Raw genomic sequence first — 15076 nt, 5'->3', positions numbered from 1 at the left:
TCTTCGCCGCATGTTGGAAATTCTTTATCAAGACGACCATTTGGTTGCCATTAATAAACCCCATGGCTTGCTTGTTCACCAATCGTCCATTGCCAGAGATGCAACAGAATTTGCATTGCAGATGCTAAGGGATCAAATCAATATGCACGTTAGTCCTGTACATCGATTGGACCGAAAAACTGGCGGCATATTATTGTTTGCTTTAAACAAAGACGCAGAAGTGCAAATGCATCAACAGTTTATGAATAATCAAACCACAAAAACTTACCTGGCGGTGGTAAGGGGTTTTACGCCTGACGAGATGGAAATTGATTATCCGCTAGCAAAAGAAAATGGTACTATCCAGGAGGCTTTTACCAGGTTTAAAACACTTCAAAAAACCGAGATATCGGTTCCCTTTGGTAAGCATGATACTTCAAGATATTCTTTGGTTGAAGCCACTCCGAAGACGGGGAGGATGCATCAACTTAGAAGACATTTTAGTCACATCTTGCATCCAATTATCGGCGACCGCACGCATGGTTGTAATAAACAAAATAAGTTATTTCTCGAAAAATGGGACATGACCACAATGTTGCTACATGCTTCGCAGTTGAGTTTCACACATCCAATAACTTCTAAATTTATTACGATAAACGCAAAAGTTCATCCAGAGTTTCAACGGACATTAAATTTCATTAATATTAATCTTTAGCACAATTTTTGACTCCGAATTCTGTTTATAAACCATCTATGACTAAATACTTACGTTTTACATTTCCGCTTATTGCAATTTTCGCGAGCAGTTGCTCATCTGTTTACATGCCGAATGTGCCCAATACCCCTATGCTTAGCAAGCAGGGAGAGTTTAGTGGTGGCGGACATGTGTCGCTGAAAGGTAATGCTAGCATCAATGGTGCATATGCTGTTTCTGATCATATTGGTGTACTTTTCAGTGGATCTACCATGAATAATGATCGCAAGACCAAGGATTTTGCTCATAAGCTTATTGAAATTGGCGGTGGTTACTTCGATACATTCGGACCAGATAATAATAGAATCATTGAGATTTATGGTGGAGTCGGAAAAGGTTGGAGTGATATTACCTATAGAGATTACAAAAATGATGTGCTTATCAGCAGCGAACTACAGGAGGTTGATTACCGGAAATCATTTTTACAGGTGAACTATAGCTCCAAAAAGAACAATAATCTCCGCTTATTTGGCAAAGATTTTCCAATTAATTATGGTACTGCTTTAAGAATAAGTCACGTAAAAATGGATCGGTTTTTTCTAAATGGAATTGTGCAGCCCAAAGAAGATAATATATTTTTTGAACCTATCTTCTTTACCAGGATGGCTTTAAGTAAGGTTGTTCAACTGCAATATACTACCTCTAGCAATATTGGACTAAAAAACAGGGATTATATGACAGCCGGAAACTCCATATTTACAATTGGCTTAGTTGTGAATGTTGGCGGTAAATAGCCCTTGTCAAAAAAAATAACTTGTCAACTACTGGAAAGGTTATCGTTAAGCATCCTGGTTTTGTTTTGAAATCTAAAAAATAATAGGATCGACGCTGTTAGTAACCCCAGTGTTAGTCCGTACCAAATACCGTTTGCACCCAAATTAAAATAGAAGCCGAGGATATAGCCGACCGGAATACCTACTACCCAGTAAGCCAAAAATGTAATTAATGTTGGAATGTTTACATCGCCAAGTCCTCTAAGTACGCCCAAGCCTACAACTTGCGTACCATCGAACAATTGGAAAAAGCCAGCAATAAACAGCAACTCTGCAGCTATAGAGATTACCTTTAAATCTTCCGTGTAGATATATGGCATCAAGTTATTTGCAAAGATGAATAGAACAGCCGTGATTGACATGAATATCAAAATTACGTGATAGCTGGCAATAGCAGACTTTCTCAAGTCATTGAAATTTCTTTTACCCAAATTATTTCCCGTTTTGATTGTGGCAGCAGAAGCTACTCCACCGGCAATCATATAGGTCATGGCGGCCAGGCTTATGGCAATTTGATGTGCCGCCTGCTCTACCGCCCCAATAGTACCAATTAAAACTGCAGCGCCACTAAATGCACTAATTTCAAAAGCATATTGCATGGCCACGGGCGCACCGATCTTTAAAATTTTGATGGCGATCGTTTTTTCTATAAATGTAACTTTAAAATTTGTAAGGTATTTTTTGAAGTGCGCCGATTTAAGCACATAAATGGCCATAACTGTAGCCATAAGCGTTCTATCAATCAATGTACTTAAGCCCACACCACTTACTCCCATAGCGGGTATACCGAACATTCCTCTAACGAAAATGATGCCTAAGCTAATATTGAGTACATTCCCCCAGATGGAGATATACATGGCCTGTTTGGTAAATCCCAAACCCTCGGCGAACTGCTTAAATGTTTGAAACACCAACAATGGTATGATCGAAATAGATAATAATGCCAAATATGGTTTCGCATAGCGGACTACCGCAGGAGTTTGGTCGATATGATCGATTATGAGCAAGACTCCAAAATGAACAAGGCAATACAAAAACGCACCTGTAAATACATTGATAATCAGGCTATTTGAAAGGAGTCTGCCACATTCTTCATCGTTTTGTCGACCATTTTCTTGTGCAATAAGGGGCGTGAGACCATAAGATATACCCAAGCCAACAACCATGATTAAAATAAATAAGCTGTTGACGAGAGAAACTGCAGCAAGTTGCGTGGTATCAGTAAAATGACCAACAATAACACTATCTGCCATGTGTACCAAAGTATGCCCAACTTGCGAGCCTACAATAGGCAAGGCCAGGTGAAGGTTTTCCTTATAGTAAGGTTTATATTTGGCGTAAATTTTAGAAAGCATATGGCTGCAAAGGTCGCTATTTTTACCTCTTAATCAAGTGCTTTTGAACAGGGAAATCTTGAGGTAATTAATTTGCTATTTTACTGCTGTAAAAAACTCTTCTTTCTCAGAAGTATGAGCCCTTATTACGTTAGTTAAAATAAGGTTGACCAATATTTTCTGCGCCTTCCTGTATGAACATCTTAAAAGTTTGCTAAAATCTTTCAAAGTGATAGATTGATGATCATCTAAATATTGCAAAAGTTTTTTTTCATTCTCAGAATAGGAGATGAGCACACCTGATTCTTTACTTGACTGCTTTAAAACCTCAATAATAATCTTGCTAGCCAGTACACTTTTGTCATCGATACGGATGTAAGCCCACCATTTTTTCTGTTGATCTAATGCATAATGCGGCTTGGTGTTACTTTCAGGGATATTTACAACGAGCACGAGTTTTTCATCAACATAAATTTCTTCGAAAGAAGGTTCGACAGCTGGTTTACAAAATTGGTGTGCTGAAGTCAGGATCATGTATTTTTCTTCTTCCTCAGATTTCACGCCTTTTATAGTGCCATCATCTGCCACGCCAATAAGCAGCTGCCCCCCCTTGTTATTTGCAAATGCCACTAAACTTTTAGCGATCTTTTCAACGTTGGTAATTGTTTTCTTAAAATCCAAGCGAACGCCTTCACCCTGCAAAATCAAACTCTTAATACTCGGCATAATTATAAATTAGTAAGCAACACGTGGTGTTTCGCCCTTGTGTAAATTTCTGATATATACTTCATTCATAACAGTTGCACATAGCTCACCTGCTTGGTTGGTAATTTCCATTGGGTAAGCTTTTACAAACTTACCCACAGTATTTAATGCAATTTCTGCTTCATCTATCATTTCATCAGTTAATTTTATGGTAAAATACAAGCTAGAACGTCCGGGTTTTAGATATTGAATAGAAGCGCTTTTAAGCCAAACGCGAACTTTGAAACCCCTTCGCTGCATTAGCTGATCGAATAGTATGGCATAAAAGGGATCTGTAGCAGCATAAATGGTACCACCAAAGATAGATCCATTGTAATTCCGGTTTAAAAAACTTCTGCTTATTTTAACTGTGCAGCTTCTAAAATCACCCTCAAATTTTTGCACCCAAATGCGTTGAAAAAATAACGGTGGATAAAAACGCATCGCCCATTTTAGCGTGTTCTGAGAAATTACCATAGTTGCTAATATGGGAAAGTTTTACGGCTTTTGAAAGTTAAAATGGCTCCGTGTTTTATTTGCTTGCTTGAAAGTGACACAAAATTTAAGCACCGATACAAAATTTAAAACCAAATCTAAATCTTTTTGTTAGTGATAAAGAAAAACAATAAAAAACCTATGAAAAAAATAATTTTAAGTCTTGCTTTTGCTGGCACAATTATGATTGCCACTTCAGCATGCAATTCGTCGAAGAACATGGCTGGCTCATCAGACAGCACAATGATGGATTCTACAACTACTGCTCCAATGGATACAACACGTACTATGCCGGCTGACACATCTAAAACGATGCCACCAGATACGACAAAGAAAATGCCTCCAATGTAGGAATTATCAATCCAAAAAAAATAAAAGCCCTGAAAAGTTAAATATACTTTTCAGGGCTTTTTGTTATTGATCAAAATGAAATATGAATAACAAGGAAGTGCCTGAAATCTGCATTTTAAAAAAAATATGAGCTCGATTTGCTATCAAGCTCATATTTGTAACGAAAGTATTTTTGAATTTGCTAAACTTAGACTCAGTTTAATCGGGAGTGTTGATGCGGAAAGCGAGGGATTCGAACCCCCGGACCTATTACAGTCAACAGTTTTCAAGACTGCCGCATTCGACCACTCTGCCAGCTTTCCGGAGGCAAAAGTACAAACTCCCCTTAATTCTGCAAACTCTGATGTCGATTTTTTTTTATAAAGTTGGTAAATACTTAATATAGAGCATTAAAGATTATTTCCTCAGGAGGTTTCTATCGCTAGGTTCTGTTTTTTTAAATAGATTAAATGTAGGTCTGATGATTTTTACGCTTCTTTTGCTCACATCAACACTTGCATTAAGTTCGAAACCAATCAGCAAAATTAACGAGTTTAAGTATAGCCAAATCATGATAACAATGAGGGTACCAATAGATCCGTAAACTTTATTATAGGATGCAAAATGGTTAATATAGAATGAAAAGCCCCAAATAGTCAAAAATGCTAAAATTGTAGCCAGCCAAGACCCGGCGCTAAAAAGTTTCCACTTTTTTGTATGCGATGGTCCGTATCGGTAAAGTATTGATATGGTAATAAAATATAATATTGCTAAAAGTGCCCAGCGTGTAATCTGTATGGCGTAAACAGATAAGGTATCTTTTAAATGCAATTCATCTTTAATGTAAGTTAGGAGAATTGTGCCGAGTGCCATAGCGCTGATACACGCAATGATAGAAAAACAAATAATCGTTGTTAATACAAACGCAATTAATCGCTGCTTAAACCAACTCCGTGTTTCAACTATTAATGATGATCGATTAAATGCCTTCATTAAATTAGTAACACCATTGGTAGCGAAGAAAATAGCCGACAAGAAACCAAAAGACAATAAGCCGGTGTTTTGATTTTTTACGATATCCTTCAGTGTAGATTCGAATGCTTCGTACGCATTATGAGGCAAGACTAATTCTATAAAGTTTAATAGCTGATCTTGGAAACCATCAATGGGGATAAACGGGATAAGTGTAAACAGGAAAATTATTCCAGGGAAAATGGCGAGCATAAAACTGTAGGCCAATGATGAAGCTTTATTCACTAGCGTGTCTTTACCTATCTCCCTAAAAAAGAAAGTAGCAACGGTATACAAGGGCAGAGGGCTAAAGCCCGGTAGAACGCACTTTTTTGTCCACTCAATAAATCTCAAATAAAGTTTAAGATGTAATAATTGCCTATGTAACCATTCCATTTTATAATTTTATGCTGGAAAATATTTTCTAACGCCATCCATGAATTTAGCAGGTGGATGGCAAGGTCTGCGTGTATGTTTATCTACAAAAACTAGTGTGGTATAACCAATATTAATAAGTGCTTCCTGTTCGTTATAAATCTCATATGATACTGTTAGTCTCACAGTTGGCATTTCTTTTACGATGCATTTTACTGTTAGCAGCTGATTGTAAAGCGCAGGCTTCAAGAATTTCGATTGTAACTCTAATAGCGGCAACATTACCCCGTCTTCTTCCATCGATTGATAAGTAATTCCGGAGCAAGCTTCAAAGCATTCAGTTCGGGCAATTTCATAATAAAGTGCATAGTTTGCATGGTGAACTATACCCATTTGATCTGTTTCTGAATAGCGTACCCGCACTTTTGTTTCGTGTATGAACATTACCTGAAGATGTTTTTCTTATTTAATGCGTCGCGATATTTTTTCGCATTAATTTCGTGTTGAGCCTTTGTTTCGGCGAAATTATGGTAGCCAGAGAAATCTTCCTTGGCACACATGTAGATATAATTATTGTTGTCGTGGTTTAATACCGCATCAATAGCGCTAATACTCGGCATCATAATAGGACCCGGCGGCAAGCCAGCATATTTGTAAGTGTTGTAAAGCGACTGTACTTGCAATAATTTATTCGTGACTCTCTTTACCGTAAAATCATTATTAGCATAAATTACCGTCGGGTCGGCCTGTAGCAGAATTCCCTTGTTCAATCTGTTTAAATACAAGCCTGCAATAATGGGCATTTCCTTATCATAAAGTGCTTCTGCATCAACAATAGAAGCCAAAGTGTAAACCTGTGCCGGACTAAGATTCAAACTTGCTGCTTTTTGTTTACGCCCAGTGTTCCAAAATTTATCATATTCCTGGTGCATGCGCTCAAAAAATGCTATTGGTGTTACGTTCCAATACATTTCGTATGTATTGGGAATAAACATCGCATAAACATTGTCCTGGTTGAAACCATATTTAGAAAGAAGAGCGGTTGAATCCAATACGCCAATAAATTGCAGAGAATCGGCCTCCAGGTTACTGGCCAAGTAAGCGGCAAAGTTCTCCTTTTTACGGATGTTTTGAAATTTCAATTTTACCGGTTCTTGATTACCAGCTTTAATTAAATTGATTAGAGCCCGATTCGTCATACCTTTTTTTAGACGGTAACGGCCCGGTTTAACCGTATTTGTCAGATTCATTTTCTCAGCCGCTTTAGCGAATGATGATTCACTTTTTAAAATGGATTTTTCAGTTAATGTGGCAATCAACTGATTATAATCGCTACCAGTTTTAATATATAGATATTTTTGATTTTCGGTAACATTAGGGGCGAAGTATATCTTGTAAAAGTTTAAGGCAATATAACCGCCTACCAGAACTATTATAGCAAAAGCCACGAGTGCAATTCTTTTACCGCTACTCATACGCTGTTTTTCTTTCTCAATCATTTTTACGGAATTCGTATTTATTGTTCTTTGTTTGATAATGTAATGTTAATTCTGGTGCCAATAGCAACTTTTGCCAGCGAGTCTAATGGCATAGGGTCTTGTTTGGTAATTACTGCGTTGGCACTATCGGTAATAATGCCTTCGTAGATAATGGTACCTAACGCCAGGTTAGATCCACGTAAACTAAACTTTGCTTCATCAACGGTTAAGCCAACTAATTGCGGTACATCAACTTCTTCATTTCCTCTTCCATCTCCTAAAACAAGGTTGATTCTGGATCCCACCGGAATGATATCGCCCGGTTTTATCTGCTGCCCGCCAAAAGAAGCTTCGAGAACAACGTCTCTGCTTACATCTGGCTTATAGGTAGTATCACCCAATTTTAATCTCGAACTTTCAATAATGGCTTGTGCCTCTCTCAATGTTTTAAACGTAATGTCAGGAAACTTGGTATTCGGCGTTTTTCCAGCATTTATGGTGAGGTAAACTGTCCGATTATCTTTAACGAAGGTGTTCGGATCCGGATCCTGATCGATTACCATCCCGGCAGGCTGATCCATAATAAATACAGAATCAACTTCATATTTTAAACCAGCATCCTCCAATTTTTTAACTGCCTGTTCAAACGACAGGCCTTTAACAACAGGCACATTAAGACCCTGGCCATGTTTAGTATAATACCTTAAGCTAAAAAAGGCGATGAGTAATAATACTACAACAGTTAAGAATGCTGCTAGCAAATTCGATCTAAATGATTTCGTTTTTAAATATTCTATAAATTTAGACATCAATCTTAATTTGTGGGGTTATGGATGCAGATCAAAAGTAGCTAAATTAATGTGCTATTGATTAGGCTTTGCACACCTTTCACAATAATCACACCATATTGCTGTTTCGTTCTGTAAACAAATCTATTTCTAAAAATTAAACTTTGCGCAAAGATATTTATATTTTTGAGGATATATTTACAATACGTTTCTATTTATAATTACCATCTAAAAATGAAGAAAACTATAGCATTGTTAACAGGCGGCACCACAGGCGAATGGGTTGTTTCAGTAAAAAGTGCTGCTACAATTGCTCAAAACATCGATACAAATCTTTATGATGTGTATAAAATTATGCTTAATGATAAAGGATGGTTTTACGAGCCTGCAGACTCTGTTAAAATAGAAATTGATAAAAACGATTTTTCCATTCTTTTAGAAGGCCGGAAGATCAAGTTTGATGGTGTATTTATCGCTATTCACGGATCTCCAGGAGAGGACGGTAAATTGCAAGGCTATTTTGATATGCTGAATATCCCTTACACAACCTGCGATGCTTTAACTTCATCAATTACCATGAATAAAGGTTACACTAAGGCAATTGTTAATGGAATAGATAATTTATTCACTGCGAAATCTGTCCAGATATTTAAGAATGGAAACTACGATATTAATAAGATAAGGAAAGATTTGAGATTGCCTTACTTTGTTAAGCCAAATAGTGGAGGAAGCAGTATCGGCATGAGCAAAGTAAAACATGCTGATGAACTGGAGAATGCACTCGAAAAGGCTTTTAACGAGGATAGCCAAGTGTTAATCGAGGAATTTGTAAGTGGCCGTGAATTTTCGATTGGAGCTTTTGGGTCAAAAGGGGAAGTGATTGTATTACCAACAACAGAAGTAATCACTCAAAATGAATTCTTTGATTTCGACGCAAAATATACGCCAGGTGCTACACATGAAATTACGCCTGGCGAAATGAGCGATGAAGAATATTCTAGGGTACATCAAATTATTAAAGACGTTTACACTAAGCTTAATTGCAGAGGGATAGTAAGAATTGATTATTTCCTTGAGCATGAAACCGGCAATTTTTATTTCATAGAAATCAACACTATTCCAGGCCAGACAGCAACTAGTTTTATTCCACAACAAGTAGCTGCCATGGGTACTACATTAAAAGCTTTCTATACCGATTTAATGAAAGAAACATTAGGATAAATTATGCCATGAATTTCGAAAACCTGATTAACGATGGTTTTAAGACTAAAAAGTTCGCAAAAAATGATGTGGTCTATCGTGCAGGTACATTGCCGAAATATGTATATTTTATCGTAACTGGCGAGGTAAGAATGGTTACCATAAGCGAGGATGGCAAAGAATTTATACAAGGAATTTTTAAGGCCGGACAATATTTCGGAGAGCCTGCAATAATTGTAAATAGACGTTATTTAGCATACACCATTGTTAATGAAAGCGCAGAACTAATCCTGGCAACCCGGGCGCAATTTTTCCAACTTATCGAAAACACTCCTGGCTTTAGTATTACATTGATCCAAACTTTAAGCAACAGACTTTTTTATAAATCAATGATGCTTGAAGAACTTGCAAACGAAAGGGCAGAACACATACTCCTCACGCTTATTAAATATTTGCTGAATGATTTAGCAGCTGGCGAAAGCTTAAAGACAACTCGTAAAGAACTTGCGGACATGACAGGATTGAGAGTAGAAACCGTAATTAGGGGCGTAAAAGCGTTAGCGAAGCAAGGGCTAATTACTATCGAAAATGGTAAAATAGTTCGCACTTAAGCTCTCAACCTTTTAAAGCCATGCTTATATCATTATGATCATCGCTATGATTTAGATCATAAAAAACCATATTTCTTCGATGTATTTTTGTATTCAAATAAACAATAATATGGAAGAGCTTTCAAAATTTCAAGCATTTATAAAATGCAAGTGTCCAAGGTGCAGAAAGGGAGATATTTTTGAGGGAAATGCGTATGCCTTTAAATTGCAGAAAACAAATATCCATTGCCCGGTATGTAACTTAAAATTCGAGCGTGAACCCGGATTCTATTATGTTTCTATGTTTGTAAGTTATGCAATGAATGTAGCGGAAATTATAACCATTTCAATTGCATCTTATCTTTTTGGATTGGAATTAATTTACGAGAACCTTTGGTATTTTACTACAATAATAATCATTGGCGTTTTTCTATGTTCGCCATTTAATTATCGCTATTCGAGGGTAATTTTACTCCACTATTTAACCCCGGGGCTGCATTATAAACCAAAAATTTAGTAGCAGTCAACTTAAAAAACGTTGTAAACCTCATTCAGACAAGCTGTTAAGTTAAAAAGAAAATGAATGATAATACTGTACCAAATGGTATTCTCTCTAAGTCTTATAAATCCAAGAACTAACGCAAAGGGTAGTAACCAAAATACGGATATCAAACTAAAGTGAATGATGAAAAACAGCACGGATGTAATGTAAACAGCTTGCTGTCTATCTACCACCTTCAAAAGTTTTTGAAGAACGAAGCCTCTAAACGCAAGTTCTTCAAAAACCGCTGGAAAGATTGCGATAGATAGCACCATTAAATATTTTCCGTATGGATGATATTCGAATGTATCGTAGTAAGATTGTTCCTTTTGAAAAATGACTACATTTAGCTTACCGACAATGTATTGGACTGCAAGCGACGCAAGAATGGCGATGAAACTATAGAAGACAACCTTCTTTAATGAAAAACTCGGCCAGCTTAAGACCTTGCAATTTTCTCTCCAATTGTATCCGAAAAAAATTAAGCAAACAATTGCAGATAGCGTATCAAGCAATAAGGAGGACTCGATGTCATCTTGCTCGACTGCGAGGGGCAAAAGGCAAATCACAATCTGGGTAACGAAAAATAACGCAACTTGCTTTAAGCTCAACCATTTGGAATGGTATTCTACTTTGCAAGTTTGCAATTGGATTTCGCCACAGATGTTACAGAATTTATAACTTTCGGCAATCTCCGACTGACAACTATTGCAGGTTTTAATCGGATGTAGTTCTCCTTCCAAGTTATTTTATCTCGTTTTCTTTCTTTAATTTTTCGATATCTAACACCGCTTTTATTCCATTGATCAGGTAACCAATGATGATAATCTTGAAGATAATCCCAGAAAAAATAGATGCAGGTGCTACAATAAAATTTAAAATCTGGATAACAATGTAAAGAGACAGGCCAGATATCAAGGCAGCTGCAGGTTTGGTTTTACTCCAGGCCGCTAGGGACAAAAATCCACCCACTAAAATTACATTAGTGATTAATAACGCAAATGCTTCATTCCCATCACTAGTGGTAAAAAAGTTGATTGCTGTCCAGATAGCAGTAATTCCGCCAATCCAATAAAGAGAGTTTCGTGCTGAACCAACCTTGGCTTCTAACTCTCTTATATCTACTTCCGTGTGGCTTTTTTGAACAATAAAAGTTTTTTGCTCCACATCTGTACCTTGAATTGGGTAACCACAGCTGTTGCAAAATATGTCGGCTGTTGTAAATGGTTTATAGCAGTAATTGCAGTTTGTATTTTGTGTTAGTTCCATACTGAGCGATAATTTTTTAAAGATAAAATCTAATTTTAACATTTGCAATCGTACCGAAAGCGTTAGCTACTTTTCCAGTTGTTTCTTAAGATATCAATACTAGTTCATACCAAATAGCTGTTTCTATAATAAAGTGCTGCTTTTAACTTTATAATCTTCAAACTTGCGCTAATGCCTTTGGCGATATAATATATAACAAGAATTAATTCGAAAATTGTTCCTGACATGGGAAAGATGAAATAAACCAATAATCCCACAATAAAACTAGGCAAGGGATGATACTTGCTCCAAAGTGCCAGGCTGAAATATATTTCTAACCTAAGTGCCCCCTTAAACAATATTTGATATGCCTCATCGGGGTGTCTATTGGAGAAAAAATAAAATAATGTAATTACTAGCCAGCCGCCAGCCGTGATGAGAAAAAGATTTGTTACGAAATTAACACTCCGCTCATTGTCTTCAATATCTAATTCGAGATTTCGTTTTTGTACAATAAATGTTTTTTGTTCTTTTTCAGTACCATGTATCGGATACCCACAATGTTTACATACAAAGTCATTTGTTGAACAGGTGATGTTGCAGTAACTGCAATTTTCTTCTGCGATTTGATTCATCTTTGAGCGAAAATTTCTTAAATGTAAAAAATAACCAGAAAAAAATGAATGCTAATTGTGTAATGATTTAGTTATTTAGTTGATATCCAAACAGTGATTTAGGAAGTGATAGCCTCAACAATAGCTTTAACCTGTTCCAGAGATGTCAATTCATGTTGATATTCGTCTGTTACAGTGCCCATTTTGGTGCTTGTGTTGCGATACCGCATTTTGCTGGGTACAAAATCTTTAGCGGATGCATGAAAATTCATTGCACCGGTATTTTTCATTATTATTTTGATATTATTTGCATTAATTCCAGCACCTGGCATAACGGCTATTCTACCTTTGGCTTTTTCTATCAACCTGGCTAATTTATCTACACCCGCTAAAGCCGAGGTTTCGCCTCCTGAGGAGAGTACGCGTACTATTCCTAGGGATATTAAATCTTCCAGGGCCTGTTCCATGTCGTTAGTCATATCGAAAGCACGGTGAAAGGCAACCGGAAGTGGAGAAGCGAGATCAATCAGGATTTTACAACCTTCAATGTCGATGGTACCATCCTGGCGTAACAATCCGATAACTATCCCATCGCAATTTAATGATTTGCAGATTTTTATATCCTCCTTCATTAAGTTTAGCTCTAAATCATTGTAAAGGAAATCGCCACCTCTGGGTCTAATAATCGGCCAGACTTCTATGTTCAAATGCTTTTTAGTTAAAGAAATTTGAGCGTAGCTAGGGGTAGTGCCACCTTCGGCCAGGTTATTGCAAAGTTCCACCCGAGTTGCGCCACCCTGTTGGGCTATCCAGGCAGACTCATATCCATTTGCACAGATTTCTAAGTCAATGTTATTTGTTAATGTGCTACTTGTAACACTTCCGCTCAAATTCATTAATTTACCTCGAAGTATCTTTGGATGAACTATTAATAATAACTTTTGCCTTTTATAAGTAAATCTTGTTTATCTGCATTGCAAACCGCAAAGCTAAACCCCTTCTGTATGGCATAGGCACCATACTCGCCTTTTTTATTGATAGCCAAGAAACCTACCTGTATATCCTTAGCTGTTTCTGGTTTCTTTTTAATGATGCGCATTACCGCTTCTTTACATGCCGCTTCTGGGCTGTATCCTTGTCTCATTAACTCCACCACCAAAAATGAACCAACATTTCTCACTACCTCTTCACCAACGCCTGTTGATGTAGCCCCCCCAACCTCATTATCTACAAATAAACCAGCACCAATAATTGGGCTATCACCAATTCTTCCATGGAGCTTATAGGCCATGCCGCTAGTGGTGCATGCACCAGAAATATTACCTTTGGCATCTATTGCCAACATCCCTATGGTATCATGATTATACTGGTTACCAGGAAGTTTTTGAGGAGCTGCCTTATCATAAAGCTTGTTTTCAATATTCATAACAGGCTCATACTTGGCACTTTTTAGCCAAGTTTTCCAGGCCTTTTCGCTGGCTGGAGTTAATAAGTTCTCCTTCTTAAAACCCTGCTCTAGTGCAAATTGTAATGCTCCATCTCCAGCAAGCATAACATGAGGGGTCTTTTCCATCACTTTTCTTGCTACCGAAATAGGGTGCTTAATATGTTCAAGGGCAAGCACGGCTCCGCAGTTTCCTTTGTCATCCATAATGCACGCATCCAAGGTTACCCTGCCATCTCGATCAGGCAACCCGCCGTAACCCACTGTTTGGTTTTTCTCGTCAGCTTCCGGAACCCAAACGCCTTGCTCTACTGCATCTAAAGCTGTACCACCTTTAGCCAAAACTTTCCATGCATCTGCATTGGCAGCAATACCGAAATCCCAGGTCGAGATTACAATAGGTAAACTGCCAACAGCAGGTTTGCTCATTGGCATTTCAGCAAAACCAGATTTACTTATTGCTAAAACTGTAGCAGAGAGGGCAGAGGCTTTTATAAATTTGCGGCGGTTAAACATGTTTTAGTAATTCTTTATGTTTCGTGTACTGGCTTATAATTAATTTTTGTATATATTCTACTGAATGTTAAATTGGTCGGCATCCCGTAAAAAAGGAAATTGCCTGCGAATTTTAACTAGTTCCTCGTAATTAATGCTGAAAGTGTATAAATCTTCGTCTTCAGGTTTATAGTATACAGTGTTGCCATAAGGATCAATGCACATGGAGTGCCCGCTATGGTAAATTTGGTTTCCATCATGCCCCACACGGTTTACCGCTACAACATAGCTCTGGTTCTCTATTGCCCTTGCAGGAATCAGGGCTTTCCAATGCGCCGAACGCTTATCAGGCCAGCTCGCCACCAAAAGCAACATGTCATATTCCTCATTCACATTTCTTAACCAAACCGGGAAACGCAAATCATAGCATACGGCTAATCTAATTTTCCAGCCCTTCAATTCGACAATGAGTTTATCGTTTCCTTGGGTGAAATTTTTATCCTCATCACCAAGACCAAATAAATGGCGTTTATCATAATATTTACAGGTCCCGTCCTGGTCCATCCACACCAGGCGATTGTAAAAATTTCCGTTTTCTTTAATAATTAAACTCCCGGTAACGATACAGTTATATTGATATGCAATCTTTTGCATCCACTGCATCGTAAACCCACCCATTTCCTCGGCCAAGCCCTCGGCATTCATACTAAAACCGCTGTTGAACATCTCTGGTAAAACAATTACATCGGTTTTTTCCCTAACACCCATGGATAATCGCAAGGCTAGGTTTTGCAGATTTTTTTCTACATTTTCCCAGAATAGGTAAGCCTGGAAAACAGTTATCTTCAGGTTTTCTATTTGGGTGTAAACTGGTGTTTCCATC

Annotated in this window: 19 protein-coding genes and 1 tRNA gene; 6 read left to right on the top strand and 14 right to left on the bottom strand. The window is 37.5% G+C overall.

Annotated elements, in window-relative coordinates; translation table 11 throughout:
- The first annotated feature begins 10 nt into the window (after positions 1–10).
- Together OQ268_RS08010 and OQ268_RS08005 are read left to right on the top strand one after the other, a co-directional pair.
- Positions 11–694 (top strand): pseudouridine synthase, encoded by a 684-nt coding sequence (locus tag OQ268_RS08010; RefSeq protein WP_265855598.1) that lies wholly within the window; start codon positions 11–13, stop codon positions 692–694.
- Positions 695–732: 38 nt separating this feature from the next.
- A complete protein-coding gene (locus OQ268_RS08005) occupies positions 733–1467 on the top strand; it encodes a hypothetical protein (protein WP_265855597.1) in 735 nt (244 codons plus the stop codon).
- 23 nt (positions 1468–1490) lie between these two features.
- Here the strand turns inward: OQ268_RS08005 and OQ268_RS08000 are convergent, their stop codons facing one another.
- From OQ268_RS08000 to OQ268_RS07990, 3 genes are all read right to left on the bottom strand, one after another.
- Entirely contained in the window at positions 1491–2861 is a 1371-nt protein-coding gene (locus OQ268_RS08000) for an MATE family efflux transporter (RefSeq protein WP_265855596.1), read from the bottom strand.
- Positions 2862–2936: 75 nt separating this feature from the next.
- Positions 2937–3566, bottom strand: coding sequence for an AlbA family DNA-binding domain-containing protein (locus tag OQ268_RS07995; protein ID WP_265855595.1), 630 nt, complete (start codon positions 3564–3566; stop codon positions 2937–2939).
- 9 nt (positions 3567–3575) lie between these two features.
- On the bottom strand, positions 3576–4061 hold the full coding sequence (locus OQ268_RS07990; protein ID WP_265855593.1) for a DUF4442 domain-containing protein: 486 nt from the start codon (positions 4059–4061) through the stop codon (positions 3576–3578).
- Positions 4062–4220: 159 nt separating this feature from the next.
- Between OQ268_RS07990 and OQ268_RS07985 the strand changes: the two genes are divergently transcribed.
- Entirely contained in the window at positions 4221–4430 is a 210-nt protein-coding gene (locus tag OQ268_RS07985; protein WP_265855592.1) for a coproporphyrinogen III oxidase, read from the top strand.
- 217 nt (positions 4431–4647) lie between these two features.
- Here OQ268_RS07985 and OQ268_RS07980 read toward each other — a convergent pair.
- From OQ268_RS07980 to OQ268_RS07960, 5 genes are all read right to left on the bottom strand, one after another.
- Positions 4648–4732: transfer RNA gene (locus OQ268_RS07980), tRNA-Ser, on the bottom strand.
- Between the two features lie 94 nt (positions 4733–4826).
- Positions 4827–5816 (bottom strand): YihY/virulence factor BrkB family protein, encoded by a 990-nt coding sequence (locus tag OQ268_RS07975; RefSeq protein ID WP_265855591.1) that lies wholly within the window; start codon positions 5814–5816, stop codon positions 4827–4829.
- A gap of 9 nt (positions 5817–5825) precedes the next feature.
- The gene (locus OQ268_RS07970) at positions 5826–6239 is read right to left on the bottom strand and encodes an acyl-CoA thioesterase (protein WP_265855590.1); all 414 of its coding nucleotides are present in this window, start codon (positions 6237–6239) and stop codon (positions 5826–5828) included.
- Positions 6239–7294, bottom strand: a complete 1056-nt coding sequence (mltG, locus tag OQ268_RS07965; protein WP_265855589.1) for an endolytic transglycosylase MltG — start codon at positions 7292–7294, stop codon at positions 6239–6241. Before mltG ends, OQ268_RS07970 begins: the two co-directional genes overlap by 1 nt.
- A 17-nt stretch (positions 7295–7311) precedes the next feature.
- Complete coding sequence (locus OQ268_RS07960) at positions 7312–8082, bottom strand: PASTA domain-containing protein (protein WP_265855588.1); 771 nt, start codon at positions 8080–8082, stop codon at positions 7312–7314.
- Positions 8083–8295: 213 nt separating this feature from the next.
- Between OQ268_RS07960 and OQ268_RS07955 the strand changes: the two genes are divergently transcribed.
- From OQ268_RS07955 to OQ268_RS07945, 3 genes are all read left to right on the top strand, one after another.
- A complete protein-coding gene (locus OQ268_RS07955; RefSeq protein ID WP_265855587.1) occupies positions 8296–9282 on the top strand; it encodes a D-alanine--D-alanine ligase in 987 nt (328 codons plus the stop codon).
- An 8-nt stretch (positions 9283–9290) separates the two neighbouring features.
- Positions 9291–9872, top strand: a complete 582-nt coding sequence (locus tag OQ268_RS07950; RefSeq protein WP_265855586.1) for a Crp/Fnr family transcriptional regulator — start codon at positions 9291–9293, stop codon at positions 9870–9872.
- A 109-nt stretch (positions 9873–9981) separates the two neighbouring features.
- Positions 9982–10368: a DUF983 domain-containing protein gene (locus tag OQ268_RS07945; RefSeq protein ID WP_265855585.1), complete on the top strand. Its 387-nt coding sequence runs from the start codon at positions 9982–9984 to the stop codon at positions 10366–10368.
- 11 nt (positions 10369–10379) lie between these two features.
- Here the strand turns inward: OQ268_RS07945 and OQ268_RS07940 are convergent, their stop codons facing one another.
- The 6 genes from OQ268_RS07940 to OQ268_RS07915 form a co-directional block, all read right to left on the bottom strand.
- A complete protein-coding gene (locus tag OQ268_RS07940) occupies positions 10380–11135 on the bottom strand; it encodes a CPBP family intramembrane glutamic endopeptidase (RefSeq protein WP_265855584.1) in 756 nt (251 codons plus the stop codon).
- 1 nt (position 11136) lies between these two features.
- Entirely contained in the window at positions 11137–11661 is a 525-nt protein-coding gene (locus tag OQ268_RS07935; protein ID WP_265855583.1) for a hypothetical protein, read from the bottom strand.
- 104 nt (positions 11662–11765) lie between these two features.
- Complete coding sequence (locus OQ268_RS07930) at positions 11766–12275, bottom strand: hypothetical protein (protein WP_265855582.1); 510 nt, start codon at positions 12273–12275, stop codon at positions 11766–11768.
- Between the two features lie 98 nt (positions 12276–12373).
- Positions 12374–13150 carry a copper homeostasis protein CutC gene (locus tag OQ268_RS07925; RefSeq protein ID WP_265855581.1) on the bottom strand — a complete coding sequence of 259 codons (777 nt, stop codon included), beginning with the start codon at positions 13148–13150 and terminating at the stop codon, positions 12374–12376.
- Between the two features lie 32 nt (positions 13151–13182).
- Positions 13183–14214: a N(4)-(beta-N-acetylglucosaminyl)-L-asparaginase gene (locus tag OQ268_RS07920; protein WP_265855580.1), complete on the bottom strand. Its 1032-nt coding sequence runs from the start codon at positions 14212–14214 to the stop codon at positions 13183–13185.
- Positions 14215–14271: 57 nt separating this feature from the next.
- The gene (locus OQ268_RS07915) at positions 14272–15075 is read right to left on the bottom strand and encodes a nitrilase family protein (protein ID WP_265855579.1); all 804 of its coding nucleotides are present in this window, start codon (positions 15073–15075) and stop codon (positions 14272–14274) included.
- Position 15076: the final 1 nt, after the last annotated feature.

This window comes from Pedobacter sandarakinus (assembly GCF_026240095.1).
In the GTDB taxonomy this organism is placed as follows: Bacteria; Bacteroidota; Bacteroidia; order Sphingobacteriales; family Sphingobacteriaceae; genus Pedobacter; species Pedobacter sandarakinus.
Note: the sequence above shows the minus strand (reverse complement) of the source record. Positions and strands in the feature narration are given on the sequence as shown.

Excerpts from the sequence above, each read along its gene's own strand:
- OQ268_RS08010 (WP_265855598.1), top strand. The coding sequence starts at position 11 with ATGTTGGAAATTCTTTATCAAGACGACCATTTGGTTGCCATTAATAAA.
- OQ268_RS08005 (WP_265855597.1), top strand. The coding sequence starts at position 733 with ATGACTAAATACTTACGTTTTACATTTCCGCTTATTGCAATTTTCGCG.
- OQ268_RS08000 (WP_265855596.1), bottom strand. The coding sequence starts at position 2,861 with ATGCTTTCTAAAATTTACGCCAAATATAAACCTTACTATAAGGAAAAC.
- OQ268_RS07995 (WP_265855595.1), bottom strand. The coding sequence starts at position 3,566 with ATGCCGAGTATTAAGAGTTTGATTTTGCAGGGTGAAGGCGTTCGCTTG.
- OQ268_RS07990 (WP_265855593.1), bottom strand. The coding sequence starts at position 4,061 with ATGGTAATTTCTCAGAACACGCTAAAATGGGCGATGCGTTTTTATCCA.
- OQ268_RS07985 (WP_265855592.1), top strand. The coding sequence starts at position 4,221 with ATGAAAAAAATAATTTTAAGTCTTGCTTTTGCTGGCACAATTATGATT.
- OQ268_RS07975 (WP_265855591.1), bottom strand. The coding sequence starts at position 5,816 with ATGGAATGGTTACATAGGCAATTATTACATCTTAAACTTTATTTGAGA.
- OQ268_RS07970 (WP_265855590.1), bottom strand. The coding sequence starts at position 6,239 with ATGTTCATACACGAAACAAAAGTGCGGGTACGCTATTCAGAAACAGAT.
- mltG (WP_265855589.1), bottom strand. The coding sequence starts at position 7,294 with ATGATTGAGAAAGAAAAACAGCGTATGAGTAGCGGTAAAAGAATTGCA.
- OQ268_RS07960 (WP_265855588.1), bottom strand. The coding sequence starts at position 8,082 with ATGTCTAAATTTATAGAATATTTAAAAACGAAATCATTTAGATCGAAT.
- OQ268_RS07955 (WP_265855587.1), top strand. The coding sequence starts at position 8,296 with ATGAAGAAAACTATAGCATTGTTAACAGGCGGCACCACAGGCGAATGG.
- OQ268_RS07950 (WP_265855586.1), top strand. The coding sequence starts at position 9,291 with ATGAATTTCGAAAACCTGATTAACGATGGTTTTAAGACTAAAAAGTTC.
- OQ268_RS07945 (WP_265855585.1), top strand. The coding sequence starts at position 9,982 with ATGGAAGAGCTTTCAAAATTTCAAGCATTTATAAAATGCAAGTGTCCA.
- OQ268_RS07935 (WP_265855583.1), bottom strand. The coding sequence starts at position 11,661 with ATGGAACTAACACAAAATACAAACTGCAATTACTGCTATAAACCATTT.
- OQ268_RS07930 (WP_265855582.1), bottom strand. The coding sequence starts at position 12,275 with ATGAATCAAATCGCAGAAGAAAATTGCAGTTACTGCAACATCACCTGT.
- OQ268_RS07925 (WP_265855581.1), bottom strand. The coding sequence starts at position 13,150 with ATGAATTTGAGCGGAAGTGTTACAAGTAGCACATTAACAAATAACATT.
- OQ268_RS07920 (WP_265855580.1), bottom strand. The coding sequence starts at position 14,214 with ATGTTTAACCGCCGCAAATTTATAAAAGCCTCTGCCCTCTCTGCTACA.
- OQ268_RS07915 (WP_265855579.1), bottom strand. The coding sequence starts at position 15,075 with ATGGAAACACCAGTTTACACCCAAATAGAAAACCTGAAGATAACTGTT.